Here is a 24,912-nt window from a genome sequence, read left to right as displayed (position 1 = left end):
CCTTGTCTGCCGCTCCTGTCGTCACACTCCGGCTCGATCTGCGGGATGCCGCCTCCCAGACGCTGTGCGTTGAGCAGAGTTGGTTCCCGCGTCATGACCAGGCCCAATGGCAACTGCCGATCTGGACGCCGGGTTCCTACACGGTGCGCGATCCTGTGCAGCACCTGCACTCACTCAGCCTGCGCCAGGGCGATCAGGTTCTGACGCCGCAGCGCTGCTCCCCGTCGCGGTGGTCCGCCACCGTTGAACCGGGCTTGCCGCTCCATCTGAGCTATCAGCTGGAGGCGCGTCAGCTCACGGTGCGCACCTGTTACCTCGATCCCGACTTCGCCTCTCTCTGCCTCTCGGCGGTGGCGATGCTGGTGGAGGGGGAGCGCTGGAGCGAACACCGGCTGCAGCTGCAGTTGCCTGGCGAATGGCAGGCCCATGTGCCCTTGCCGCTGGCGTCGGGTTGGTATTGCGCTGAGCATTTTGATGCGTTGGTGGACAGCCCGGTGCATGCCGGTCCCTTTCCGGCCCAGCCCTTCGAGGTGGAGGGGTGCCGTCATGAGCTGGTGCTGATCGGCGCCCCACCCCAGGGCTGGCCCACCACACTTCTGGCCGACATTGAGGCCGTCTGCACCGCCACCTGTCGCCTCATGGCTGAGCCCCCGGCGGCCGGTGATCGCTATCAGCTGGTGATCCAGATGCTGGAGCAGGGTTATGGCGGTCTGGAACATGATCATGGCGCCGTGCTCCAGTTCTCCTGGTCGGCCCTGGCGTCTGAGAGCGGCTATCACGAGCTGCTTCAGCTGGTGGGGCATGAATATCTGCACCAGTGGAATGTGCGCCGCCTGCGCCCGAAGGAGTACGTGCCCTACGACCACGGCGCTGCGGTGCTCTCCGATGGCTTGTGGTTTGCCGAAGGCGTCACCAGTTACTACGACCTGGCCCTGCCCCTGCTGGCAGGTCGCTCCGATGGCGATCAGCTGCTGAAGGATCTGGGCAGGGATCTCTCCCGGGTGTTGCTCAGTCCCGGTCTGCAAATGCAGAGCCTGGCGGACAGTTCCCGCGAGGCCTGGGTGCGCCTCTATAAACGAACCCCTGCTGCTGCCGACAGCCAGATCAGTTACTACCTGCTTGGCGCCGCCCTCGCCTTCTGCCTTGATGTGCACTTGCGTCAGGCGGAGTCCAGCCTGGCCGAGGTGTTGCGCGATCTCTGGAGCCGGCTCGGCCGGTGCGGCCGCGGTTACGGCCGTGCCGACATCCAGGCCCAGATCGCCCGGGTCTCCCCCCAGCTCGCCGCATCCCTGCCCGGCTGGTTGGACCACCGGGGCACCATGCCGATCGAGGCCTGCGTCCAGGCCATCGGCCTGCGTCTGGAGCCGGTGCGCTCAGACCAGGACGACACCGGTCTGCAGCTTCGGCAAGACCGCGAGATGGTGGTGGTGGAACGGGTGCGTCGCCACAGCCCCGGCCATGGGGCCGGCCTGGTGCCGGGCGACGAGTTGGTGGCGGTGCGGGGTCGCCGGCTGCGCACGCTCGAGCAATGGCCGCAGCTCCTGCGCGGCGATGATGCGGTGCCGATCGTGCTGGCGCGTCGCGGCGTGGTGGCCACAGCGACCCTCATCAAAGCGGAACCGCCCCTGGACCATTGGCAACTCCGTTGTGATCCTGAGGCGTCCCCCTCCGCCTGCGCACTCCGCGACGCATGGTTCCAGATCATCTGACCAGGCTGTGGAGTCGCTGGCGTGCCGGCTGGGGCTCTGAGGGCCGTGATCCCTGGCGTTGGTTGCCCGTGGTCGCTGCGGGAGTGGCGATTGGCCTGATGGGAGCCCTCTGGCTCAGCGCCGAGGACCCCAAGACCGGTGCGGAGCAGCGTCGCCCCTCCCTGCTGGAGTTATTGGAGGAGGTGACGGAGCAGGGCCGGCCGGAGCAGGCGCAACCGGATCAAGCCCCACCGAAGCAGCCGCGGGCCGTCGCCTGGTCATCGCCCCTGGCGCAGCAATGCAGCGGCATCGACCCGAAGCTGCGCCAGCGCCTCCTACAGGAACGCCGCCAGTTGCCTGGTCGCCGTCAGAGAATCGCCATCGATCCGACCAACTTCGGTGACCGCTACCGCCGCGACCCCTGGGGCCGCAACCTCAATCCCAGCCCCCGGGTGGTGGTGCTGCATGAAACCGTCTATTCACTCTCCTCCGCCCTCAACACCTTCCGCACCCCCCACCCCCGCGATGAAGATCAAGTGAGTTATCACACCCTGATCGGCCTCGATGGCACGGTGGTGGATGTGGTGGACCCCCTCAAGCGGGCCTTTGGCGCGGGATATTCCGCTTTTCTGGGGGAATGGGCGGCCACCAACCCGAACTTCCAGGGATCGGTGAACAACTTCGCCCTGCATCTCAGCCTGGAAACGCCGGAGGACGGTCAGCACAACAACCCGGGCCACAGCGGTTACACCGAGGCGCAATACGACGCGCTGGCCCTGGTGTTGCACGACTGGATCCGCAGCTTCGGCATCCCGCCCGCCGCGATCACCACCCATGAACACGTGGATCTGGGCGGAGAGCGGGCTGATCCGCGCAGCTTCGACTGGTCGGCCCTGCAGCAGCGCCTCGCCGCCCTCGGTGATCTCTGCGCCGGCTGAGCTGCTGAAGCAGACGCTCAGATCAAGCCACCGAGGGCGGAACGTTGCTGCGAATAGATGAGGCCATGCAGGGCCGGATCCTGCATGTAGCGGAGGATTCGCGCTGGGTAGTCGAGCTTGCCGTTGTGGAGATAGGCCAGGGTGGCGATCGCTTTCGCTTCCATCGGCGAACGGCTGGCGATCAGGGGCGAACGGGTGGAAAAGCCGAGTTCGGCCTTGAGACGCGCCATCTTGCCGGCAAGCAACGCCACATTCGATTCGGGATCGAGCAGCAACTCGCGGGCGGCGGCGATGTCGGCATCGCTGGGTTCCGGTGGCAGTTTGCCCTGATGGATCAGTTCGCTAACGCCCAGCTGGGCCGGTCCCAGGGTGCTCACCAGGCCGGAGTGAGCCACGAAGGGAAGCCCCTCGCCCGGTTTGGAGTGTTGGATCTCGTCGTAGAGGATGCCGCTGATCAGCATCGGGTTCACCCGCAACCGGTTTGATTCGCGCAGGATCACCGGTTTCAGCTCCCTGAGGCGAAGGAGCGTGTTGGCGCGGAGCGGTTCGAGTTGATCGACGCCGCGGGTGAACAACTGGGCGAGGGGGGTCTGGGGGCCATGTACCCCGAATCGCCGCTGCAGGTAGGCCAGCTCTTCGGGAGAAAAGTCGGTGGGTTCCGCTTCCGGCTGCAGGGTCTGGGGCGTTACCAGCCCATCATCGGCGGTGGCGATGGGCAGAGGTTGGGGCTGGCGCAGGGCCTGCAGGAGCTGAAGCAGCACCACAAGGGCCACCAGGGGCGACCAGACGACCGGGCGAATCAGCCCACTTAGATGTGAACGCATTCGATCCATGGCGCGACGTTAGCTGAGGTGTCGCAGTTGATGGGCAGGCCGGCCGATCATGGATACCTTCAGCTGGTGAGCGTCAGCGTTTGACCAGCCATGAGCTTTCCGGATTTCAGTGCAAGCGATGCCCAGACCCAGTGGCAGCGCTTCTGTGATCTGCTCTGGTTTCACGATGATCTGGGGATGTGGCTCGATGTGAGTCGCATGCACGTGAACAGCGCCGACCTCGACGCCCTCGCTCCCCAGTTTGACCAGGCCTTCCAGGCGATGCAGGCGCTGGAGGGCGGTGCCATCGCCAATGCTGATGAACAGCGGCAGGTGGGCCACTACTGGCTGCGCCATCCCCAGCTGGCTCCCAGCCCAGACGTAGCCGACCACATCAGCGCCGAGATCGACCAGATCGAGCAGTTCGGCAAGGCGGTGATCGCGGGAGAGATCAAGGCTCCCAATGGTGCGGCCTTCACCGATGTGCTCTGGATCGGCATCGGCGGCAGCGGCCTCGGTCCCCTGCTGATGATCCGGGCGCTGCAGAACCAAGGGGAAGGCCTGCCCTTTCACTTCTTCGACAACGTCGATCCCAACGGCATGAGCCGGGTGCTGGCTGGCCTGGGCGAGGCGATCAAGACCACGCTGGTGATCACGGTGAGCAAGTCCGGTGGCACGCCGGAGCCGCACCTGGGGATGGAGCAGGCCCGTCATCGCCTCGAGGCCTGTGGGGGTGATTGGCCAGGGCAGGCGGTGGCTATCACGATGAAGAACAGCCACCTCGATCAGCAAGCCCAGCAGGAGGGGTGGCTGCAACGGTTCGACATGTTCGACTGGGTGGGGGGACGCACCAGCATCACCAGCGCCGTGGGCCTTGTGCCCGGCGCCCTGATCGGTGCCAACATCCGCGATTTCCTTGCCGGTGCCGCCCAGATGGATGAGGCGACCCGGCTCGCCGATCTGCGCCGCAATCCCTCCGCCCTGATGGCCGCCTCCTGGTTTGTGGCCGGTGAGGGCAAGGGCAAGCGCGACATGGTGGTGCTGCCTTACCGCGATCGGCTCGAGGTGTTCAGCCGCTACCTGCAGCAACTGGTGATGGAGTCCCTGGGCAAGCGTCTCGATCGCAGCGGCGCCGAGGTGCATCAGGGCATTGCCGTGTATGGCAACAAGGGCTCCACCGATCAGCACGCCTACGTGCAGCAACTGCGGGACGGTGTCGACAATTTCTTCGTCACCTTCATCGAAGAGCTCACCGATGTGGAGGACATCCCGGAGATCAACGGCGAACGCCCCGGCGATTTCCTCGATGGCTTCCTGCAGGGCACCCGCTCGGCCCTCACGGAGGGCGGTCGCCAGAGCATCAGCATCAGCATGCGCCACCTTGATGCTCGCCGCCTTGGTGCCCTGATCGCTCTGTTCGAGAGGGCGGTGGGCTTCTACGGCGAACTGGTGAACATCAATGCCTATCACCAACCGGGTGTGGAGGCCGGCAAAAAAGCGGCGGCTGCCATCCTCAAGTTGCAGGGTCAGGTGGAAGCTCTGCTCGCTGACGGTGTGAGCCGCTCCGCCGCGGATGTGCAGCAGGCGATCGGTGCGAGTCCCGTGGAGCCGATTTTCTGGATCCTGCGTCACCTCTGCGCCAACAAGCGGGGCTACATCGCCCAGGGCAGCTGGGACCAACCCGCCTCGCTGCGTTTCAGCAAGGCCTGAGCTCAGGGCACCAGATTCACCAGCTTCCCCGGCACCACAATCACCCGTCGGGGCGGCTGGCCCTCCAGCCATTTCTGGGCCACATCACTGGCCAGGGCCAGTCGCTGCAGGGTGTCGCGATCGGCGTCAGCAGGCACGGTCACACTGCCCCGCACCTTGCCTTTCACCTGAATCACCAATTCGATGCTGTCTTGCACCAGGGCTTCCGGATCGTGGCTGGGCCAGGGTTGCCGGTGCACGCTGCCGCGACCGCCGAGACGCTGCCAGAACTCCTCGGCCAGGTGGGGAGCAAAGGGCGCCAACAGGCGGATCAGCGCCGAGAGCGCCTCCTGGCGCACCGGTTCGGAGAGCTGGTCGAGGCTCCCTCCGAGGGCATTGGCGAGCTTCATCAGCTCAGAGATCGCGGTGTTGAACTGCAGCTCGCCGCTCAGGTCCTCGTCGATGGCGGCGATGGCGCTGTGGACGGCCCGGCGGGCCTCGCGGTCTTCGCTGCTGAGCTCGGTTGGCAGGGGCAGGGGGGTGGGGAGTGCCACGCCGCAGCCGTCGGCCTGATCCACCAGGCGCCAGAGCCGCTGCAGAAAGCGGAACTGCCCTTCCACATCGGCGTCATCCCATTCCAGATCCTTTTCCGGCGGTGCCTTGAACAGGATGAACATCCGCGCCGTGTCGGCCCCGTAGCGATCGATCACCGCCGCTGGGTCGACGCCGTTGTGCTTCGACTTCGACATTTTTTCGAACAGGATCTCCAGACGGCTGCCGTCGTCTGGATCGCGGGGATCGGCGGGATCACTCACCTGGGTGCCGGGCACGTAGCGACCGGTGCTTGCGTTGCGATAGGTCACCCCCTGCACCATGCCCTGGGTGAGCAGCCGCTGGAACGGTTCCCGGATCGTGAGCAGACCGCGATCGTGCAGGGCCTTGGTGAAGAAGCGGGCATACAGGAGATGCAGGATCGCGTGTTCAATGCCGCCCACGTAGTGCTGCACCGGCAGCCAGCGCGCAATCGCTTCGGCGCTGAAGGGCTTCTCCTGATTGTGGGGATCGGCGAAGCGCAGGAAATACCAGGAGGAACACATGAAGGTGTCCATGGTGTCGGTTTCCCGCTGCGCGTCGGCACCGCAACACGGACAGGCCACCGCTTTCCAGCTCTCCAGCTGGGCCAGGGGCGAACCGCCCCGACCCGACAGCTCCACCGTGCGCGGTAATTCCACCGGCAACTGCTCCCGGGGCACGGGCACCGCCCCGCAGGATGGGCAATGGATGATCGGAATCGGGCAACCCCAGTAGCGCTGGCGGGAGATCAACCAGTCGCGCAGGCGGTATTGCACGGTCGCCCGCGCCCAGCCCTGCTCCTCGCCAAAGGCGGTGATGGCGGCTTTGGCGTCGTTGGAGGCCAGGCCATCAAACCGGCCTGAGTTCACCAGCACACCGGCTTCGGTCCAGGCTTCCCCCAGGGGCTCAGGACCCTCATGGCCGGGGGCTTGCACCACCTGGCGCAGCGGCAGCTGATGCCGCCGCGCGAACAGAAAGTCGCGCTGGTCATGGGCGGGCACTCCCATCACGGCGCCGGTGCCGTAGTCCGACAGCACGTAGTCGGCGATCCAGATCGGCAGCGATTCACCGTTGACCGGATTGATCACATGGCTGCCAAGCGGCAGGCCGCGTTTGGGTTGATCCTCCGCTGTGCGTTCGTCCTGGGAGAGGGTCTCCATCAGGTCACGGAAAGCGGTGACGGCGTCACGCTGGGCCTCGCTGGTCAGGGCCTCCACCAGGGGGTGGTCGGGAGCGAGCACCACGTAACTGGCGCCATACAGGGTGTCGGGGCGGGTGGTGAAGACGGTGATGCGTTCAGCTGTCGTGGCACCACCCGGCTCGACCACAGCGAAGTCGATTTCTGCGCCGCGGGAGCGACCGATCCAGTTCGCCTGCATGGTGCGAACCCGTTCCGGCCAGCCCTGGAGCTGCTCGAGATCGTCGAGCAGGGCGTCGGCGTAGTCGGTGATCCGCAGGAACCACTGACGCAGTTTGCGTTGCTCCACCAGGGCGCCGGAGCGCCAGGAGCGGCCATCGCCATCCACCTGTTCGTTGGCCAGCACGGTCTGGTCGATCGGATCCCAGTTGACCGTCGCTTCCTTCTGATACGCGAGTCCGCCCGCATGCAGCTCAAGGAACAGCCACTGGGTCCAGCGGTAGTAGTCGTCGTGGCAGGTGGCCTGTTCCCGCTCCCAGTCGATCGAGAGGCCGAGCCGATTCAGCTGGGCTTTCATCTGGGCGATGTTGCGATCGGTCCAGTCGGCCGGATTCACACCGCGCTCGATCGCTGCGTTCTCGGCTGGCAGTCCGAAGGCATCCCAGCCCATCGGGTGAAGCACCGCATCGCCGCGCATCCGTTGTGCCCTGGCGATCACATCGGTGATCACGTAGTTGCGCACATGCCCCATGTGCAGTGTTCCCGAGGGATAGGGGAACATCGAAAGGGCATAAAAAGCCTTCTGCCCCTCGGCCGGCTCCTGGGTGCGATCAACCCCGTCAGCCTTCCATTGACGCTGCCAGCGTTCCTCCAGCTCCAGGGGGGTGTAGCGCTGGCCACCGGGCTGGGCTGGGGCGGAATTCGACGGGGTCGCGGCGGTCACGGGCAGGGCTCACCTGGGGCGATCGTGACACAACCGCACCCCGCCCCCATTGGCCGCCAGCAGCGAGCGCCTTCGCGTCAGCCGAGGGTGCGGATCAGGGCGATGGCGCGGCGACTGAGAAGCACCGGTTGGTCACTGTCTGAACGATTGAGCGCCAGAAATTCCGGGTCCTGCCAGCGCAGGGAACCCTCCAGGCATTGGCCGTCGTTCAATTCAATGCGAAGCACACGGCCCTGTCGCAACCAGTCCTGGAGCAGTCGCACCCCCGGCAGACTGGGGTCGAAACTGGTGGATTCCATCGATCCTGCCGCCGCGAACAACCATGCTCCAGTTCAGCAAGTATCAGGGTCTCGGCAACGATTTCATCCTGCTCGAGGGGCGTTCGGGACAGCTGTCTGCGGCGATCTGTGAGCCGGACCCCGCCTGGGTGCGGCGTTTGTGCGATCGACGCTTCGGCATCGGCGCCGACGGCCTCATCGTGGCGCTTCCCCCAGCGGCGGCGGGTGAGTTGCGGATGCGCATCTTCAACGCCGATGGCAGTGAGGCCGAGATGTGTGGCAACGGCATCCGCTGTCTCGCCCGCTTCCTCGCCGACAGCGACGGCGATGCCTCCGGTCGCACCTGGCGGATCGAAACCGCCGCCGGACTGATCATCCCCACCTTGCTGGCCGATGGGCAGATCCAGGTCGACATGGGGCGCCCCTTTCTGCAGCCGGAGCAGGTGCCCACCGCCTTGCCGGTGGGGGCTGCGGGCCTGCCGCAGGGGGAGGTGGAGCTGGATGGCCGCCGCCTGGCACTGGCCGCCGCCGGGATGGGCAATCCCCATGTGGTGGTGACGGTGGACGATCTGGATCAGATCCCTTTTGAACGTTGGGGGGCGGCCCTGGAGGTGGATCCCCTCTTCCCCGCCAAGACCAACGTGCATTTTCTCCAGGTGCTTAGTCCAAGCCGCCTGCAAATCCGCGTCTGGGAACGGGGTGCGGGTCCAACCCTGGCCTGCGGCACCGGTGCCTGCGCCACCCTCGTGGCGGCCCACCTGCTCGGTCTGGCGGAGGCCACAGCGGAGGTGCTGCTCCCCGGCGGCCCGCTCACGATCAGCTGGCCGGATCGCTCCGGTTCGATCCTGATGACCGGTCCGGCAGAGGCGGTGTTTGATGGCGTTCTGGTGCCGGAGCTGGAGCCCACCGATGGGCCCAGCCCTGACGCAGCCTCGGCGAGTTCCCTCGATTGCGCCCGCGACTGCAGCGACACCTGTCAGCAACCGGAGCGCTGCCTACGGGAGGAAGCGCAGAAGGAGGTGCAATCGCTGCTGTCGTCCATGTCGCTCGACGCCATGATCAATCTGGCAGGCGAAAGCCTGGAACAGCGCACGCGGGCGCGGATGGATCGGGATCGTGGTGCTTGAGCTCACCCCTGATCTGGGAGCCGGGCTCTACCTCGATGCCTGTGCCACCGCCCCCCCCAGGGCTGACGTGCTGCAGCACATGGTGGCCGTGCAGCGATCGGCCTGGGGCAACGCGTCGAGTCTGCACCCCCAGGGGCTGCGGGCCGCTGAACAGCTGGAGCGCTCCCGCCTCGAGCTCGCCCAGGCCTTCGAGGCCGATCTCGATGAGGTGATCGTCACGTCCGGCGCCACCGAGTCGATCCATTTCGCCCTGCTCGGTGTGGCGCGTTGCCAGCCTCCAGGGCGGCTGGTGATCTCCGCGGTGGAACATCCGGCGGTGGAGGCTGCCGCCTCCCAGATGGTGGAGCGGGGTTGGCAGATCGCCCGTTGGCCCGTGGATGGAGAGGGCACCATTCGCCTCGATCAGCTCGAGGCCCTGCTGGCGCCGCCAACGCGGCTGGTGTCGTTGATCTGGGGACAGAGCGAAGTGGGAACGCTCCAACCGGTGCAGCGGGTGGGGGAAGCCTGTCGTGCGCGGGGGATTTCGTTGCATGTGGATGCCACCCAGGTGGTGAGCCAGGGTCGGCCCGCTTGGCGCCGCCTGCCCGTGGACCTGCTCAGTGCCTCAGCCCACAAGTGTGGAGGTCCGAAAGGGGTGGGGTTGCTGTTGCGACGCCGGACTCTCCGGGAGAGGCATGGCCCCATCCAGGCTGGTGGTGGCCAGGAGGGGGGACTCCGGGGCGGAACCCAGCCGGTGGTCCTGATGGCCGGGATGGCCCGGGCGATCAGCCTGTTGGAGCCCTGGCTGGATCCGCAGGCACCTGGAGTCGATCCAGGCCTCAGCCGCATGGGCGCCGTTCAGCAACGGCGCGATCGGTTGTTGCAGCAGTTGCTCGACCTCGCTCCGCTGCAGCGGCTCGGTGCTCCTGTGCAGCGTCTGCCGCACCACATCGCCCTGTTGGCGGCTGATCCGCAGGGACGACCGCTGCCTGGACGGTCCGTTGTGCGGGCTCTGGCCGCTGAGGGTGTGGCGATCAGCAGTGGCAGTGCTTGCGCCTCCGGCCGCGATGGTGGCAGCCCAGTGCTGGCGGCCATGGGAATCGCACCGGATTGGTGTCGATCCGGCCTTCGCCTCAGCCTCGGCCCCTGGCTCAGCGCAGCCGATCTCGATCGTGTGGCCGCACTGGTGCAAGGGGCACTTGAGCGGGTCGCCGCCACGTCGGCGCCGCCTTGAGCCGCAGTACCCTCCGGCCTGCAACCAGCACCAGACCGTGAGTCTTCGTCTTCCCGCCGATCTGCTCGAGGCTGAAGATCAGGCTCAGCAGGCCCTGCTCGAGGCCCTCGCCGAGCCGAAGCAACGGCGTTGGTCGGTGCACTGGCGCTTTGAGGGTCTGCGCATTCTTCCGGTGGCACTTCGTTTTGCCCAGGCCCTCGCCGCCCAAGGGCACGCACCGCTGCTGGTTTGGCCCGATGCCGGTGCGGCGGCCCTGGCGCGCCGCGATGGCGGTGCGCTGGCGAGCGCCAATGCCTCGTTGCAGGATGTGCTCGCCGGTCGGATGGATCAGCGCCAGGGTGATCTGCTGATCACCGTCACCCCTCAACCGAGCGATTACGACACGCTGGAACAGGTGTGTGAACGCTGGACCGGTCCGGTGGTGATGCTTAATGGTCGCCTCGAGGATGCCGCCGTGGGCATCGGCAGTGTGGCCCGAGCCCGTCGCCGCGGTTTTGTCGCCACCTGGCAGGTGGCCTACTGGCTAGAGCCCCTGGCCGGAGCGGCACTGCTCGGTCGCTATCCCGCCTCCTGGACCCTGTTCCGACAGGATGCCGATGGCTACCGCGAGGTCACCAGCTTTGATCAGCGTCCCGACGTGGATCAGATCGACAGCGCTCTCCACGACGGTGCAGTAGCTCTGGGGCAACAGATCGGGGCCATGGATCGCTTCCTCAAAGACCTGAGCGGGTGATCGCCCCTGGCGCTTGAAGCCTGGGGCTGACCTCCGTAACCTGTCAATTCCAGAGCACTGCAGATGGCCAGCGGACCCCGCTTCAGATCGATCAGCGTCATCGATGGCGTCGCTGCCGTGGTCGGCCTCGCTGCCCTGGCCGGTGTGCTGTGGAGTCCGAAGCTCAGCAACACCGTCGCTCGCGCCACCGGCTCTGTGAAGCCCGTGCAGATCAGTGTTGATGTGCGCGGTGTGCCGGCGGCTGATCCCTCCAGGTTGATTCAGGAGGCGCTCGCCAACGGCCGCACCAGCATCGTGATCCGCAACCAGCCCCATGGCTCGGTTCGTCTGGTGAAAGTTGACGACATCACCCGACAACTGGTGACTCTCACCCCCGAGGGGCGGGTGGTGACGGCGGAGGATCCGAACCGGCTCAGGCAAAGCACCCTCGATGCTCGTTTTGTCTTGGAAGGGGAAGCGACTGTCTCCAAGAGCGGTGTGGTGATGGCCGGCACCAATCTGAAGATCGGCACCCCGGTGGAGCTCGAGGGGCCGCGTTATCGGGTGAACGGCACCGTCAGCGGCGTTGAGGTGGAGTGACCATGATCCCGATTCAACCGCTTCGCCGCAGTCTTCCCCTCCTGAGCCTGCTGACCATCGCGACCCCGGCGATGGCCGCACCCCCGCCGGTGCCCCTGCTCAGTCCCCCGGGCCCCCAGGAGGCGCGTGGCCTGCCCTCCTTGCGCGATGGCCAGCGTTGCCCGGCGCTGCAGCGGGCTGTCGAGGCCGATCTGGGTGCCGGCAAGCAGGCCTGGAGCATCAGCATCGTCGATGGCAACGGGGAGCTGCAGGCGGATGTGAACGGTCGGGTCGCTCGCGTCCCCGCGTCGAATCAGAAGTTGATCAGCACCGCCTTCGCCCTCGATCGCCTCGGCCCAGACTTCCGCCTGCGCACCCAGTTGGTGCGCAGGCCGGATGGGGTGCTGGAGCTACGGGGTCAGGGCGATCCCGACCTCGGTCTGGCCGGTCTGCAGCGGCTGGCGATGGCTGCCCTGGGGCAGGGGGGCTCCCGCAACCCGGACACCGGAACGGGGCCGATCAAGCTGATGTTGCGGGAGGAACCACCGCAACGCTGGTGGCCCCGCGACTGGGAGCCCGCTGATCGCGCCTATGCCTATGGCGCCCCGATCACCCGCCTGGCGCTCACCAGCAACGCCCTCGACATGGCGGTGCAGAACCCGGCCGCCCGGTTCAAGACCCTGTTCAGCAAACAGGTGCAACGGCAGGGCGGTGCGGTGCAGCTCTCGGTTGCGGCGCCCCAACCGCTGCGGGTCAGGCCCGATCTGAGCGGAATTGATGGCGAGGGCACGACATTGCTGCACGAGGAAACCTCAGCGCCCATGCATGCCCTGCTCAGCCTTGCCAACACCGAGAGCCACAATTTCACCGCTGAGGTGCTGCTGCGGGCGGCAGCGGACCAGTGGGACGTGAAGGCCGCCTCCCGTGAGGCGATGGCCTGGATGACGGCCCAGAATCTGCCGGTGCAGGGACTCCGGATCGCTGATGGCAGCGGCCTGTCCCGTTCGAATCGGGTCAGCAGCCAGACCCTGGCGGCTCTGTTGCTGCACATGCATCAACACCCACTGGGGCCCTATTACCAGGCCTCCATGGCGATTGCCGGCCGACGGGGCACCTTGCGCAATTACTTCCGAGGCACGTCCCTGGAGGGACGCTTATGGGCCAAGACCGGCACCCTGCGCGGCGTCCGGTCCGTGAGCGGCATTCTCCAGACCGCCGATGGGCCTCGGTTCGTGAGCCTGATCTCCAATGGTGCCGGGGCCCCGAATCCAACGATCGGGGCCGTGTTGCGGTCGGTGCAGCGCCTCAGCCCGTGCCCCGGATCTGTCTGAGGCGTGAGGCGGCGCGGCGGGCCCGCGAGATCGGCACCGCCTTCTCCCTTTCGTTCTCGGCAGCAGGCCTGGACTGCGCCGGCTCGGTTTTCAGGGTCTGGATTTTCACCAGCTCCTGCCGCCCGGCGAGCACCACCTGGGCCATCTCCTTGAGGCGGGTCTCCAGTTCGCCCAGGGTCTGCTCGGCATAGCGGTTGGCGCCGTCCTGCACCGAAGCGGCCTCCTGGCGACTGCGTTGAATCAAGGATTCGCACTGCTGTTGGGTCTGTTGCCGGTAGTTGAGGGCGTCCTGATGCAGCCGCTCCGCTTCGGCCTGGGCTTCCTTCTGCAGGCGCAGACCTTCCTGCCGGATCTGCTCCAGCTCTTGCATCGCCTGGGTGCGGTTGCGCTCGTGCTGTTCGCTTAGTTGCCGCTTCAGCTCCATCGCGTCCTGATCAAGCTGTTGCCGTCGCTGCAGCGCCTCCTGTTCGAGCTGTTGACGACGACCGGCGAACTGCTGCTCGAGTTGGGCGAGCTTCGCCTGCATGTCGTGCTCCATCTGGGCCGACTGCTGCCGGGTGGACTGAAGCAGCTGTTCACACTGCTGACGGGTGTGCTCCCGCAGTTCATTCACCTGGCGTTCCGCCTCCTGGCGAATCGCTGCAGCGTTCACCATCTGCTCGCGCTGCTGCTGCGCCTTCTGCACGATCTCCTCGGCTTGCTGGCGAGCCGTGGCGATGAAGCTGTCGCGTTGTTCGATCAGCGCATCGGCCTGGGTGATCTGCGCCGGCAGCGCTTCTCGCACGCTGTCGAGGATCTCGATCGCATCCTGCTCATTGACCAACCGGCCTCCGCTGAAGGGAATGCGACTCCCCTCCAGGACGATCTCCTCCAGCTGATCAAGCTGGTCGAGCACGGGAAACCGGATCTCGCTCATCGCTGTTCAGGTGGGAAAGGCAAATTAAAGAGCCTGGCGAGGTCTTGCGCCACCACCTCCGGCACCATGTGACTGACGCGGCCGCCAAAACGGGCCACTTCCTTCACCACCGAGCTGCTGAGGAAGCTGTGGTGGGCTGACGTGGCCAGGAACACGGTTTCGATCTCCGGCTGCAGCGATCGATTCGTGTGGGCGATCTGGAGCTCGTATTCGAAGTCACTCATCGCCCGCAGACCCCGCAGGATCAGATCGGCGCCGATCTCCTCAGCGCAGCGCACGGTGAGGCCGTCGAAGCTGGTGACCCGCACGCCGCTGAGGTGCGCGGTGGAGGCTTCGATCTGGGCGAGGCGTTGTTCGAGGCTGAAGGCCGGCGTCTTGCCAGGGTTCTGCAACACGGCCACCACCACCTCGCCGAAGAGGCGACAGCCCCGCTCAATCAGATCCAGATGGCCCAGGGTGAGCGGATCAAAGCTGCCGGGGTAGAGGGCACGCATGCGCGGCGACGGGCGAGCCAGGATCTTATGAAGGTGCGGAGCGGATGGTTCTTTGGCTTCACCGTCGGTGCGATCACCCTTGCTGATGCAACCGGAGCGGCTGGATCGCCGCCTCAAGGAGATCCCGGCCCAGCCCGGCTGCTACCTGATGCGCGATCAGGACGATCGCATTCTTTACGTCGGCAAGTCGAAGAGTCTGCGCAGCCGGGTGCGCAGCTATTTCCGCAGTCGTCACGACCTCTCCCCCCGCATCCGCCTGATGACACGGCAGGTGTGCGAGATCGAATTCATCGTGACCGACAGCGAGGCGGAAGCGCTGGCGCTGGAATCGAATCTGATCAAGAACCATCAGCCCCACTTCAACGTGTTGCTGAAGGACGACAAGAAATACCCCTATCTGTGCATCACCTGGAGTGAGCCCTATCCGCGTCTGTTTATCACCCGCCGCCGCCGTTTTCGTAGCCCCCTCGATCGGTTTTATGGACCGTATGTGGATGTTGGCCTGCTGCGCCGCACCCTGTTTCTGGTGAAACGGGTGTTCCCCCTGCGGCAGCGTCCGCGGCCCCTGTATCCCGACCGCACCTGCCTGAACCATGCCATCGGCCGCTGCCCGGGCGTATGTCAGGAGAAGATCAGCTCGGAGGAGTATCACCGCATCCTGCGCAAGGTGGCGATGGTGTTCCAGGGCCGTAGCGATGAGCTGCAGACCCTGCTCACCGAGCAGATGGAGCGCTACGCCGAACGGCTCGATTTCGAAGCGGCGGCCCGGATCCGCGATCAGCTTCAGGGGCTGGATCAACTGACCGCCGATCAGAAGATGAGCCTGCCCGATTCCTCGGTGAGTCGGGATGTGCTCGCCCTGGCCTGTGATCAACGGGTGGCTGCCGTCCAGTTGTTCCAGATGCGCGCCGGCAAGTTGGTGGGCCGCCTCGGTTTCACCGCTGACGCCGCGGGCCTGGAGCCGGGATTGATCCTGCAGCGGGTGATCGAGGAGCACTACAGCCAGCTGGATGCGGTGGAGATTCCACCGGAGCTGTTGGTGCAATATCCGTTGCCGCAGCGGCTCCTGCTGGAGGACTGGTTGGGGGAGCAGCGGGAGCGGCGGGTGCAGATCCACTGTCCGCAGCGACGCCAGAAGGCGGATCTGATCGAGCTGGTGCAACGCAATGCCGAATTCGAGCTGTTGCGGGCCCAACGCGGTCAGGAACAGCAGGCGCTGGCGACGGAGGATCTGGCCCAGCTGCTCGAACTGCCCCGCCCGCCTCGACGGATCGAGGGGTATGACATCAGCCACATCCAGGGCAGTGATGCGGTGGCCTCTCAGGTGGTGTTCATCGATGGTCTGCCCGCCAAGCAGCACTACCGCAAATACAAGATCCGCAGCAGCAGCGTCCGTGCGGGCCACAGCGATGACTTCATGTCGATGGCGGAGGTGATCCGGCGCCGGTTCCGGCGCTGGGCGCGGGCCAAGGCGGAGGGGGCTGACCTGGGGGCGCTGCGTCATCGCGGTGGCAGTGCTCTGCAGACCGATGGCCTCAACGACTGGCCCGATGTGGTGATGATCGACGGCGGCAAGGGTCAGCTTTCAGCCGTGATGGAGGCCCTGCGGGAACTGGATCTGGATCAGGACCTCACCGTCTGCTCCCTGGCAAAACAACGGGAGGAGATTTTTCTGCCGGGGGAACGGCAGCCCCTGGAGAGCGAGCCGGATCAACTGGGGGTGGCCCTGCTGCGACGGCTCCGCGATGAGGCCCATCGCTTTGCCGTGAGCTTCCATCGGCAGCAACGGGGCGAACGGATGAAACGCTCCCGTCTCTCCGACATACCCGGTCTGGGGCCGAAACGGGTGCGCGACCTGCTGGGCCATTTCCACTCCATTGATGCCATCCAGCTGGCGCCCATTGAGCGTCTGGCGGCGGCTCCAGGAATCGGCCGCTCCCTCGCCGAGCAGATCCATGCCTTCTTCCATCCCCAGGATGACCCTGGCTTCGATGAGGCCGAGGCGGAGGCCACCCCGCCGGCGGCTGGGGGCCAGAGTGATCACTCCGATGTTCCGCCGCGATGAGGTGCCTGAGGTCGCTGCTGTGCACCCTGCTCGCGCTGGTGTGGAGCGGTGCGCTCTGCGCTGGCCAGGCCGCCTGGGCCGCTCCCGGCCTCTGCACCGGACCGGTTTGCGCCGATCACATCACCCGCAGCGCCAAGAACCACTGGCAGTTGGTGCTGCGTCTCAACGACCAGCTCGGCCATCGGGAGAAGGTGGTGATGGATTGCCGCGCCCTGGTGCTCAGCCCGAGGGCGGGCCAGGTGGATCGGGGCTACGCCACCGCCCTGGGGCGACGGGCCTGCCGGCTGGCCGGTGAACTGAGCTGAAGCCGATGGAGGAAATCACCCTCATCTATCCCCACCAGCTGTTTGCCGACCATCCCGGACTGGCCCCCGGCCGTGCGGTGGTGCTGGTGGAGGAACCGCTGCTGTTGGGCACGGATCCCTCCTGGCCGCTGCAGCTCCATCCCCAGAAGCTGGCGTTGCATCGTCACTCGCTCGAGGCCTACAGGCGTCGGCTTGAGACGGCCGGGCATCCGGTGCGGCTGCAGCGCCACGATCAGGCTGCCAGCACGGATGACCATCTGGCCCTGCTGCTGGCGCAGGGGGTGCGTCACCTCCACCTGGTTGATCCCGTCGATGACTGGCTGGAGCGCCGCATCCGCCGCTGGTCGGCCCGGGAGGGCCTCAGGCTCACGTGGTACGCCACGCCGATGCTGCTGACGCCGGTGGAGGAGGGCGCTGCCTTTCTGGCCCGCGGCAAGAAACCCTCGATGGCCCGGTTCTACGAGCGCCAGCGGCGGCGCCTGGGCGTGTTGATCGATCCGCAGGGTCAGCCCGTGGGCGGTCGATGGAGTTTCGATGCCGACAATCGCAAGAAGCTGCCGAAGCAGATCCAGCTGCCACCGAATCCACTGCATCCGCTTGGCGCTGATCCCCAGGCGGATCCGGAGACTTGCCTGGTGCCGATCGATCACAGCGGGGCGGAGCGTTGGCTCGATGCTTTTCTCGCGCAACGCCTGCAGCAGTTCGGGGCCTACGAAGATGCCATCAGCCGGGAGCATCACGTGCTTTGGCACAGCGTGCTCACCCCCATGCTCAACATCGGTCTGCTCACCCCGCAACAGGTGCTCGATCGCACCCTGGCCCGGGCGGAGGCGGGGGATGTGCCGCACAATTCACTCGAGGGGTTTGTGCGCCAGATCATCGGTTGGCGTGAATTCATGGCGTTGATGTATCGCCATCACGGGGTGACCCTGCGCAACGGCAATTTCTGGGGTCTGGAGGATCGGCCGATCCCCGAGGCCTTTTCCACCGGTGATACCGGCCTTCCCCCGATCGATGCGGTGATTCAACGGGTGCGGCGCAGTGGCTATTGCCACCACATCGAGCGCTTGATGCTGCTCGGCAATGTGATGCTCCTCTGCGGCTTCCATCCCACCCGGATCTGCAATTGGTTCATGGAGCTGTTCCTCGATGCCTACGACTGGGTGATGGTGCCGAATGTCTATGGCATGAGTCAGTTCGCCGATGGGGGGCTGTTCACCACCAAGCCCTACGTCTCCGGCTCCAACTACGTGCGCAAGATGTCCGATTACCCGAAGGGGCCCTGGTGCGACGTGTGGGACAGTCTCTTCTGGAGCTTCATTGATCGCCATGGCGACTTTTTCCGCAGCCAGGTGCGTCTGGCGATGATGGCGCGCCATCTCGATCGCATGGGCGAGGCGACCCTGGCGGAGCATCGCGAGCGGGCCAAGCGGTTTCTTGACGGCCTGGCCTGAATGCTGCGTAGGGTCACCGCGTTGACGTTTCTCCCATGACCCTGCCGCCCGAGGCATACCTCTGGTTCAAAACCCTCCACATCGTGGGCGTGGTGGTGTGGTTTGCCGGGCTCTTCTACCTGGTGCGGTTGTTCATCTACCACGTGGAAGCGGAGGAGCTGGCCCCTGAGTTGCGCACGCCCTTCCAGACGCAATACGCCCTGATGGAACGGCGCTTGGCCAACATCATCACCACTCCCGGCATGGTGGTGGCGGTATCGATGGCGGTGGGCCTGCTGGTGGTGCAACCCAGTTGGCTGCATCAGGGCTGGATGCACGCCAAGCTCGCGTTCGTCGCCGCACTCCTCATCTATCACGCCTTTTGCTACCGCCTCATGGGGCAGTTGCGACGAGGCGACTGCCGTTGGACCGGACGCCAGCTGCGCGCCCTCAACGAGCTCCCCACCCTGCTTCTGGTGATCGTGGTGATGCTGGTGGTGTTCAAGACCCAGTTTCCGACCGGCGCCGCCACCTGGTTCGTGTTCGCCCTGGTGGTGTTCATGGCCGCCTCGATTCAGTTCTATGCCCGCTGGCGGCGGCTCAAGGCCGAAGCCCTCGCAGCCGAGCCTGCCGAAGCCCATGGCCACTGATCGCCACCCCCTGAGGTCCATCCTCGAAACGGTGGGCCCCGAGAGCTGCCCGGCCGCCCTCAATTTCCACTGCCACACGCTTTGCAGCGACGGCAGCCTCTCCCCCGACGCCCTGATTCGTCAGGCCCGCGATCAGGGCCTGCAGCATCTCGCCGTCACCGATCACCACAGTGCAGCGGCGTTCCGCCCGATGCAGGCCTGGTTGGAGCGGGAGCTGGACGCCGGCCACGCGGTGCCCACCCTCTGGAGCGGCATGGAGATCAGTTGCGTGCTTCGCGGCTGTCTGGTGCACGTGCTGGCCCTGGGCTTCGAGCTCGATCACCCGGCGCTGCACGTTTACAGCCAGGGGGATGCGGCGGTGGGAGAACCGCTGCGGGCGGAGGCGGTCCGCAAGGCGATTCATGCCGCTGGCGGGCTGGCGGTGCTGGCCCATCCGGCCCGGTATCGCCTCGGTTACCCCGAGCTGATCGCTGCGGCGGCTGAGCTGGGCTTCGATGGCGGCGAGGCCTGGTACGACTACGACATGCAACCGCATTGGAGCCCGACACCGCTGGTGTGCGAGGCGATCGATGCCCAGTTGAAGAACCTTGGCCTTTTGCGTACGTGTGGCACCGATACCCACGGCCACGACCTCAAGGGTCGCTAAGTTCGTTCCACTTCCTGTTGATCGGGCATGGGTTTCTTCGATCGTCTCCTGAATCCCCGCGCTGCAGCGCCGCGCACCGACAACAGCCAGGCCCAGCCGAAGCCCGCGAAAAAGCAGGACGCCTTCTTCCTCGACAGCGACACCTCCACCTCCCTGGGGGATCTCAGCTACATGCGTGAGGCGAAGACGATCCGCCGCACCTTCCCCGGCACCGCCGACAGCCCCGGCAGCAAGGAACTGGTGACCGAGGTGGATGCCATGGACCTGAAGGTGGACGTGGCCTCTGAGGGGCTCGGCGGCGTGAGCAAAACCGAGGCGACCGTCTCGGTGACCCAGGGCGTGCCCAAACCGGTGAAGAAAACCTTCGCTGAACCGATGAGTCAGCAGGAGCTGAATCAACGCCTCAAAGGCAGCGCTCTGTCGGGCGTCAACGCTCCGGCCGCAGCCGATGCCGCTCCCGTGGCCCGCAAAACGGAACTGAAGCCGGAAGCCAGCGCGTCCAAGCCCAGCAGCGCCCAGTCGGCCGCTCCCGGCTCGATCGATCCCTTTCGTGCCATGGTGCGGGATCTCAACAGTTGAGTCTCAACACCTGAGCCTCATTCCCTGAGGCCGTCGTGCTCCACGCGCGTCTCGGCTTCCAGCACTAACTGACGCAGCCGTTCCAGCCGCTCCGGAGTCGCATCCGACCAGAGCCGGCGGTTAGCCGCTTCCAGTAAGCGTTCCGCCATGTCGCGCAGGGCCCAGGGGTTATGGCGGATCAGAAACGTCCGGTTCTCGCTGTCATCGAGCCAGGCGTCCTGAACGGCGGCATAACACCAGTTCTGCACCACGCCGCTGCTGGCGTCGTAGGCAAACAAGTAGTCGAGACTGGCGGCCATCTCGAAGGCTCCCTTGTAGCCATGGCCGCGCATGCCCTCGATCCAGCGGGGATTGAGCAGCCGGCTGCGCATCACCTTGTCGATCTCCTTGCCGAGCGGATGCAGGCGCAGCCGCTCCCGCCGGGAGTGGTCGGCGAACCAGAGCGCGGCAGGTCTGCCGCGCACCGCCGTCACGGCAGCGGCCAGACCGCCCTGGAACTGGTAGTAATCGTCGGAATCGAGCAGGTCATGCTCCCGGTTGTCCTGGTTGTGGAGCACCACCTGCACCTCGCTCAGGCTGCGCTCCAGGCCCTCTCGATCCTCCTGGGGTTCCCCCTGCCCGTCGTAGGCCCAGCGGCTCCAGCTCAGGAAGGCGTCGGCCAGGTCGCCCTGCTCCTCCCATTGGCCTGAATCGATCAGGGCCTGCAGGCCAGCGCCATAGGCACCGGGAGCGGAGCCGAACACCCGCGGCGGACGACCGCTCGCGCGGCTGCGGGCTGCCAGGGGATTGTCGTGGGCGTCTTCCTCCAGGCCGGCCACCAACGCCAGCGCCCGATCCACCCAGCGCACCAGCTGGGGAAAGGCATCGCGGAACAGGCCGGAGATCCGCAGCGTCACATCAACGCGGGGGCGTTGCAACAGGGCGAGGGGAATCACCTCCAGATCCACCAGGCGCCGGGTCGGTCCATCCCACACCGGTCTCACACCCATCAGGGCCAGCATCTGGGCGATGTCCTCGCCGCCGTTGCGCATCGTCGCCGTCCCCCACACCGACAGGGCAAGATGCTGCAGGGGCTCCCCCTCCTCCAGCAGGTAAAGCTCCAGCAACTGTTCAGCACTGCGCCGGCCCAGATCCCAGGCGGCTTCCGTCGGCAGTCCGCGTAGATCCACTGAATAGAAATTCCGGCCAGTGGGCAGCACATCCGGTCGCCCCCGTGTCGGCGCGCCGGAGGGACCGCTGGCGATCCGGCCGCCGGCAATGGCATGGAGGAATCCCGCCCGCTCCCGATCGGCGCAGGCCCGCAGGCGGGGGATCAACGTCTGCCTCAGATGCAGCAGACTGGGGTCGCTGCCATCGAGCAGCCAGCGCTCCAGATCGGGATGGAGAGCTCGGCTGCCGGCCGGGTTGAGGTGCTCAGGCTCAATCAGCCGCTGAATCAGCGTGGAGGCCTGACGCTCCAACCAGTCGACGGCATCGGCGACGCGTCGCGCCCGCTCCACGCCATGGCCCTCCAACCAGGCCTGATCGCTTGGGTGGAGAGCCTGGCCATCCTCATCAGCCCAGGGATCACAGCTGAGGTCGAGCCGCCTGGCCATCGCCTGGGTGAGGCCGGGGCGATCCGGTCCGGGGCAGCGGCCGATCGCCAGCAGTAGTTCCACCAGGGCGTCGGGTTCCGGCATCGCGCCGAGTCGATGCAGGCCGGTGCGGATCTGTGCCTCCTTCAGTTCACAGAGATAGGTCTCCACCTGGTCCAGACAATGGCTCCACGCCGGCGCAGCAAACAGGGCCTGGCGCTCCTGGGCCCTGTGGACGCTGCCGCTGGGCAGACCCGGCCAGTTGAGGCGAGTGAGCAGCGCCAGCAGTTGCTCATCGAGCACGCCACAGCGCTCCGACCCAAGCTGCCGGGCCTCGACCACTTCATCGAGCAGCTGCTCCAGGCTCACCAGGTCGCCATGGGATCCAGCGCGCCCCAGCGGCGGCGTGAGGTGATCGAGGATCACGGCATGGCCTCGCCGTTTGGCCTGGGATCCCTCGCCCGGATCGTTGACGATGAAGGGATAGAGATGGGGAATCGGCCCCAGGGCCAGAGCCGGAGCACAGGACGCGCTCAGGCCCACCGCCTTGCCGGGCAGCCATTCGGCGCTGCCATGTTTGCCCAGATGCACCATCACCTGGCAGCCGTGCACCTGGCGCATCCAGAGGTATTGGGCCAGGTAGCGGTGTGGTGGCGGCAGGTCGGGGGAGTGGAGATCGCTGAGCTGATCCGGGTCGTAGCCCCGACTGGGCTGAATCAGCACCACCACATGGCCGAAGCGGAGGCCATGGATGGCGAAACCGGGGGAGCCATCCAACGCCCTGTCGAGATCCACCGCCTGCTCCGGTGGCCCCCATCGCCGTTCCACCGCCTGGCGTGCCGCGGTGGGCAAGTGCTGCCACCAGGCCTGGTAATCGCGCAGGGGGAGGTGGGCGAGGGCTGGGCGATGGTGGCTCTCGGGATCGTTGCTGCGCCCCCGCAGCAGAGCCTGCATCAAGGCCTCCGGTGTGGCAGGGACAGGGACGACACCGAGGTTGTGCCCCGACTCCTGCAACCAGTGCAGGGCGTTGTGCAATGAGGCGGGGGTGTCGAGACCGACGCCATTGGCCACACGCCCATTGCGAATTGGATAGTTGGCCAGAACCAGGGCGACACGACGCTCATGGGCCGAGCTGCGCCGCAGCGCAATCCAGGCCTCGGCGTGTTGCACCACCCAGTCCAGTCCGGTGGGGTTCGGTTCGAGGACATGCACCGCTGTGGCCAGGCTGGGGTGGGCCTGCTGCTGTTCCCGGAAGCCACCGACCCGGGTGGTGATGCGTCCATCAAGCTCGGGCAGCACCACCTGGAGTGAGAGGTCGAGTGGGTCGAGGCCCCGGGAGGAGTCGGCCCAGACCTGGCGGGAGCGACCGCTGCTGAGCACCTGCAGAACCGGGCGATCGAGCTGATCCCAGAGCGGACTGCCGAGACCGGCCTCCTCGAATTGCACCGAGGCGAAGGCGGTAGTGGTGATCACCAGCTCCACCTGCTGGTGCTGCAACAGATCCAACACGCCCTGCTGCACCACCGGATCGCGCAGGCTGCTCACCCAGAGCGCTCGCGGCACCAGGCCACGCCGGCGCAGGCTGCTGAGCAGCGCCTCCGCCAACGCCGTGTCACCGGCACGGGCCAGGGCGCGATAGAGGATCACCCCCACCCGAGGGCCGGGGGTGTCCTGCCACTGCCAAGGGGCCGGATCAGCCATCGGCAGCGGCTCCAGCGCCGAGGCCTCGGGTTCCTCTCCTGCCAGCAGCAGCGCCAGGGCATCGAGGCAACGCTTGAGATTCTCCGGGCCTCCTTCCCTCATCAGGGCGGCGAGGGCATCGCAGAGAGGTTCGGGAACCGAGCTCAGGCCGTGCAGGGCACGGTCCTGATCCGGGGTGCCGGCCAGAACAATCAGCTGGCGATCGCTGCGGGCCTCCTGCCAGCGCAGCACTTGCTCGAAGCCATAGGACCAGTGGCCCCGGCCCCCGAGCAGACGCACCACGATCAAGCGTGCGTCGGCAGCGGTGCTGGCGAGATAGTGATCGATCTGGGCCTGGTGCTGCAGGGCATCGAGCGGCAGGGCGCGGATCCGATCGCGCCAGGGGGCCGCCTCCGCTGCCTCCAACACCCTGGCGAGGGTGCTGATGTCGGTCTGGGCGCTGGTGAGCAGCAACAGCGGTGCCGTTGGCTGCTCCACGAGCACCACCTCGCCGCCTTCATCGGATCCAGGGACGCTGCTCAGTCGGTGCATGGCGCCATTGTCGGTCGTGCCGGTGGGATGGTGGGTGAGAAGATTTGGCGAACGGCCCCGTCAGCCATGCATCAGTTCCTGCCGTACGCCTGGTTTGAAGGCCGTTGCATCCCCTTCTCAGAAGCGAAGGTGTCGGTGGCCACCCACGCGCTCCACTACGGCACGGGCGCGTTTGGTGGCATGCGGGCGATTCCCGATCCGCAGAGGGCCGATCACGTGCTTCTGTTCCGCGCCGATCGCCATGCCCGTCGCCTCAGTCAAAGCGCCCGGCTGCTGCTGACTGACTTGAGTGAAACCACTGTGATGGAGGCCCTCACCGCGATGCTGCGGGCGAATCGGCCCACCACACCGATCTACCTGCGGCCGTTTGTTTACACGAGTGACCTCGGCATCGCCCCTCGGTTGCACAACATCGAAACCGATTTCCTGATCTACGGCCTCGAGCTGGGTGACTACCTCTCGCCCGAGGGCGTCAGTTGCCGGATCAGCTCCTGGACCCGTCAGGAAGACCGCTCCCTGCCCCTGCGCGGCAAGATCAGTGGCGCTTATATCACCAGCTCCCTGGCCAAGACTGAAGCGGTGCTCAGTGGTTTCGACGAAGCCCTGCTGCTCAACAGCCGCGGCAAGATCAGCGAGGCCAGCGGCATGAATCTGTTCATCGTGCGCGATGGCGTCCTGATCACCCCCGGTGTGGATCAGGACATCCTCGAGGGCATCACCCGCGCCAGCGTGATCGAGCTGGCCCGCAGCATGGGGATCACGGTGGTGGAGCGCCCGGTCGACAAGACGGAGCTGTTCATCGCTGATGAGGTGTTTCTCACCGGCACGGCCGCCAAGATCACACCGGTGCGCCAGCTGGAATCCACCACGCTCTCCAGTGAGCGGCCGCTGATGCATGCCCTTCGCGAGCGACTGGTGGCGATCACCGAAGGGCGCGACCCCGATTATGAGCACTGGGTCACGCGAATCGACCTCAACGGCTGAGGCGATTCTTAGG

21 protein-coding genes are annotated in these 24,912 nt (G+C 66.2%); 15 read left to right on the top strand and 6 right to left on the bottom strand.

The genetic code is table 11. The annotated features are described in order from the left end of the window. The first annotated feature begins 2 nt into the window (after positions 1–2). On the top strand, positions 3–1,709 hold the full coding sequence (locus SynRS9909_RS07065; RefSeq protein WP_007102470.1) for a PDZ domain-containing protein: 1,707 nt from the start codon (positions 3–5) through the stop codon (positions 1,707–1,709). Next, complete coding sequence (locus SynRS9909_RS07060; RefSeq protein WP_007102471.1) at positions 1,691–2,626, top strand: N-acetylmuramoyl-L-alanine amidase; 936 nt, start codon at positions 1,691–1,693, stop codon at positions 2,624–2,626. The genes SynRS9909_RS07065 and SynRS9909_RS07060 overlap by 19 nt, the downstream gene beginning before the upstream one ends. Before the next feature lie 17 nt (positions 2,627–2,643). Here the strand turns inward: SynRS9909_RS07060 and SynRS9909_RS07055 are convergent, their stop codons facing one another. Further along, entirely contained in the window at positions 2,644–3,459 is an 816-nt protein-coding gene (locus SynRS9909_RS07055; protein WP_007102472.1) for a hypothetical protein, read from the bottom strand. Between the two features lie 90 nt (positions 3,460–3,549). Between SynRS9909_RS07055 and SynRS9909_RS07050 the strand changes: the two genes are divergently transcribed. After that, positions 3,550–5,148, top strand: coding sequence for a glucose-6-phosphate isomerase (locus tag SynRS9909_RS07050; protein WP_007102473.1), 1,599 nt, complete (start codon positions 3,550–3,552; stop codon positions 5,146–5,148). A 2-nt stretch (positions 5,149–5,150) separates the two neighbouring features. Here SynRS9909_RS07050 and leuS read toward each other — a convergent pair whose 3' ends face one another. Both leuS and SynRS9909_RS07040 read right to left on the bottom strand, forming a co-directional pair. Beyond that, complete coding sequence (leuS, locus tag SynRS9909_RS07045) at positions 5,151–7,781, bottom strand: leucine--tRNA ligase (protein ID WP_007102474.1); 2,631 nt, start codon at positions 7,779–7,781, stop codon at positions 5,151–5,153. 77 nt (positions 7,782–7,858) lie between these two features. Then, positions 7,859–8,080, bottom strand: coding sequence for a hypothetical protein (locus SynRS9909_RS07040; RefSeq protein WP_038001354.1), 222 nt, complete (start codon positions 8,078–8,080; stop codon positions 7,859–7,861). Positions 8,081–8,103: 23 nt separating this feature from the next. On the opposite strand from SynRS9909_RS07040, the gene dapF reads away from it, so the two are divergent. From dapF to dacB, 5 genes are all read left to right on the top strand, one after another. Next, complete coding sequence (dapF, locus tag SynRS9909_RS07035; RefSeq protein ID WP_007102476.1) at positions 8,104–9,186, top strand: diaminopimelate epimerase; 1,083 nt, start codon at positions 8,104–8,106, stop codon at positions 9,184–9,186. Then, on the top strand, positions 9,176–10,399 hold the full coding sequence (locus SynRS9909_RS07030; protein ID WP_007102477.1) for a cysteine desulfurase family protein: 1,224 nt from the start codon (positions 9,176–9,178) through the stop codon (positions 10,397–10,399). Before dapF ends, SynRS9909_RS07030 begins: the two co-directional genes overlap by 11 nt. Before the next feature lie 37 nt (positions 10,400–10,436). Further along, on the top strand, positions 10,437–11,132 hold the full coding sequence (locus tag SynRS9909_RS07025; protein ID WP_038002014.1) for a DUF1995 family protein: 696 nt from the start codon (positions 10,437–10,439) through the stop codon (positions 11,130–11,132). Between the two features lie 63 nt (positions 11,133–11,195). Beyond that, a complete protein-coding gene (locus tag SynRS9909_RS07020) occupies positions 11,196–11,711 on the top strand; it encodes a DUF4330 domain-containing protein (RefSeq protein ID WP_007102479.1) in 516 nt (171 codons plus the stop codon). Positions 11,712–11,713: 2 nt separating this feature from the next. Beyond that, on the top strand, positions 11,714–13,021 hold the full coding sequence (gene dacB, locus SynRS9909_RS07015) for a D-alanyl-D-alanine carboxypeptidase/D-alanyl-D-alanine-endopeptidase (RefSeq protein WP_038001355.1): 1,308 nt from the start codon (positions 11,714–11,716) through the stop codon (positions 13,019–13,021). Here the strand turns inward: dacB and SynRS9909_RS07010 are convergent. Then, positions 12,996–13,937 (bottom strand): hypothetical protein, encoded by a 942-nt coding sequence (locus SynRS9909_RS07010; RefSeq protein WP_007102481.1) that lies wholly within the window; start codon positions 13,935–13,937, stop codon positions 12,996–12,998. The genes dacB and SynRS9909_RS07010 overlap by 26 nt on opposite strands. Then, complete coding sequence (gene coaD / locus SynRS9909_RS07005; protein WP_038001357.1) at positions 13,934–14,431, bottom strand: pantetheine-phosphate adenylyltransferase; 498 nt, start codon at positions 14,429–14,431, stop codon at positions 13,934–13,936. The genes SynRS9909_RS07010 and coaD overlap by 4 nt, the downstream gene beginning before the upstream one ends. A gap of 85 nt (positions 14,432–14,516) precedes the next feature. On the opposite strand from coaD, the gene uvrC reads away from it, so the two are divergent. Genes uvrC through SynRS9909_RS06975 form a run of 6 tightly spaced genes read left to right on the top strand, consistent with a single transcriptional unit; the run spans position 14,517 to position 20,109 of the window. After that, a complete protein-coding gene (gene uvrC / locus SynRS9909_RS07000; protein WP_007102483.1) occupies positions 14,517–16,496 on the top strand; it encodes an excinuclease ABC subunit UvrC in 1,980 nt (659 codons plus the stop codon). Further along, positions 16,493–16,801 carry a hypothetical protein gene (locus tag SynRS9909_RS06995; RefSeq protein ID WP_007102484.1) on the top strand — a complete coding sequence of 103 codons (309 nt, stop codon included), beginning with the start codon at positions 16,493–16,495 and terminating at the stop codon, positions 16,799–16,801. Before uvrC ends, SynRS9909_RS06995 begins: the two co-directional genes overlap by 4 nt. A gap of 5 nt (positions 16,802–16,806) precedes the next feature. Next, positions 16,807–18,255, top strand: coding sequence for a cryptochrome/photolyase family protein (locus tag SynRS9909_RS06990; RefSeq protein ID WP_007102485.1), 1,449 nt, complete (start codon positions 16,807–16,809; stop codon positions 18,253–18,255). A gap of 35 nt (positions 18,256–18,290) precedes the next feature. After that, positions 18,291–18,884 (top strand): protoporphyrinogen oxidase HemJ, encoded by a 594-nt coding sequence (gene hemJ, locus SynRS9909_RS06985; RefSeq protein WP_007102486.1) that lies wholly within the window; start codon positions 18,291–18,293, stop codon positions 18,882–18,884. Continuing rightward, positions 18,874–19,530, top strand: a complete 657-nt coding sequence (locus SynRS9909_RS06980; protein WP_007102487.1) for a PHP domain-containing protein — start codon at positions 18,874–18,876, stop codon at positions 19,528–19,530. The genes hemJ and SynRS9909_RS06980 overlap by 11 nt, the downstream gene beginning before the upstream one ends. A gap of 27 nt (positions 19,531–19,557) precedes the next feature. After that, positions 19,558–20,109 (top strand): hypothetical protein, encoded by a 552-nt coding sequence (locus SynRS9909_RS06975; RefSeq protein ID WP_007102488.1) that lies wholly within the window; start codon positions 19,558–19,560, stop codon positions 20,107–20,109. 17 nt (positions 20,110–20,126) lie between these two features. Here SynRS9909_RS06975 and cobN read toward each other — a convergent pair whose 3' ends face one another. Continuing rightward, positions 20,127–23,915, bottom strand: a complete 3,789-nt coding sequence (gene cobN, locus SynRS9909_RS06970; RefSeq protein WP_007102489.1) for a cobaltochelatase subunit CobN — start codon at positions 23,913–23,915, stop codon at positions 20,127–20,129. A gap of 66 nt (positions 23,916–23,981) precedes the next feature. Between cobN and SynRS9909_RS06965 the strand changes: the two genes are divergently transcribed. Beyond that, on the top strand, positions 23,982–24,899 hold the full coding sequence (locus SynRS9909_RS06965; protein WP_007102490.1) for a branched-chain amino acid transaminase: 918 nt from the start codon (positions 23,982–23,984) through the stop codon (positions 24,897–24,899). Positions 24,900–24,912: the final 13 nt, after the last annotated feature.

The organism is Synechococcus sp. RS9909 (assembly GCF_014279595.1).
In the GTDB taxonomy this organism is placed as follows: domain Bacteria; phylum Cyanobacteriota; class Cyanobacteriia; order PCC-6307; family Cyanobiaceae; genus Synechococcus_C.
Note: the sequence above shows the minus strand (reverse complement) of the source record. Positions and strands in the feature narration are given on the sequence as shown.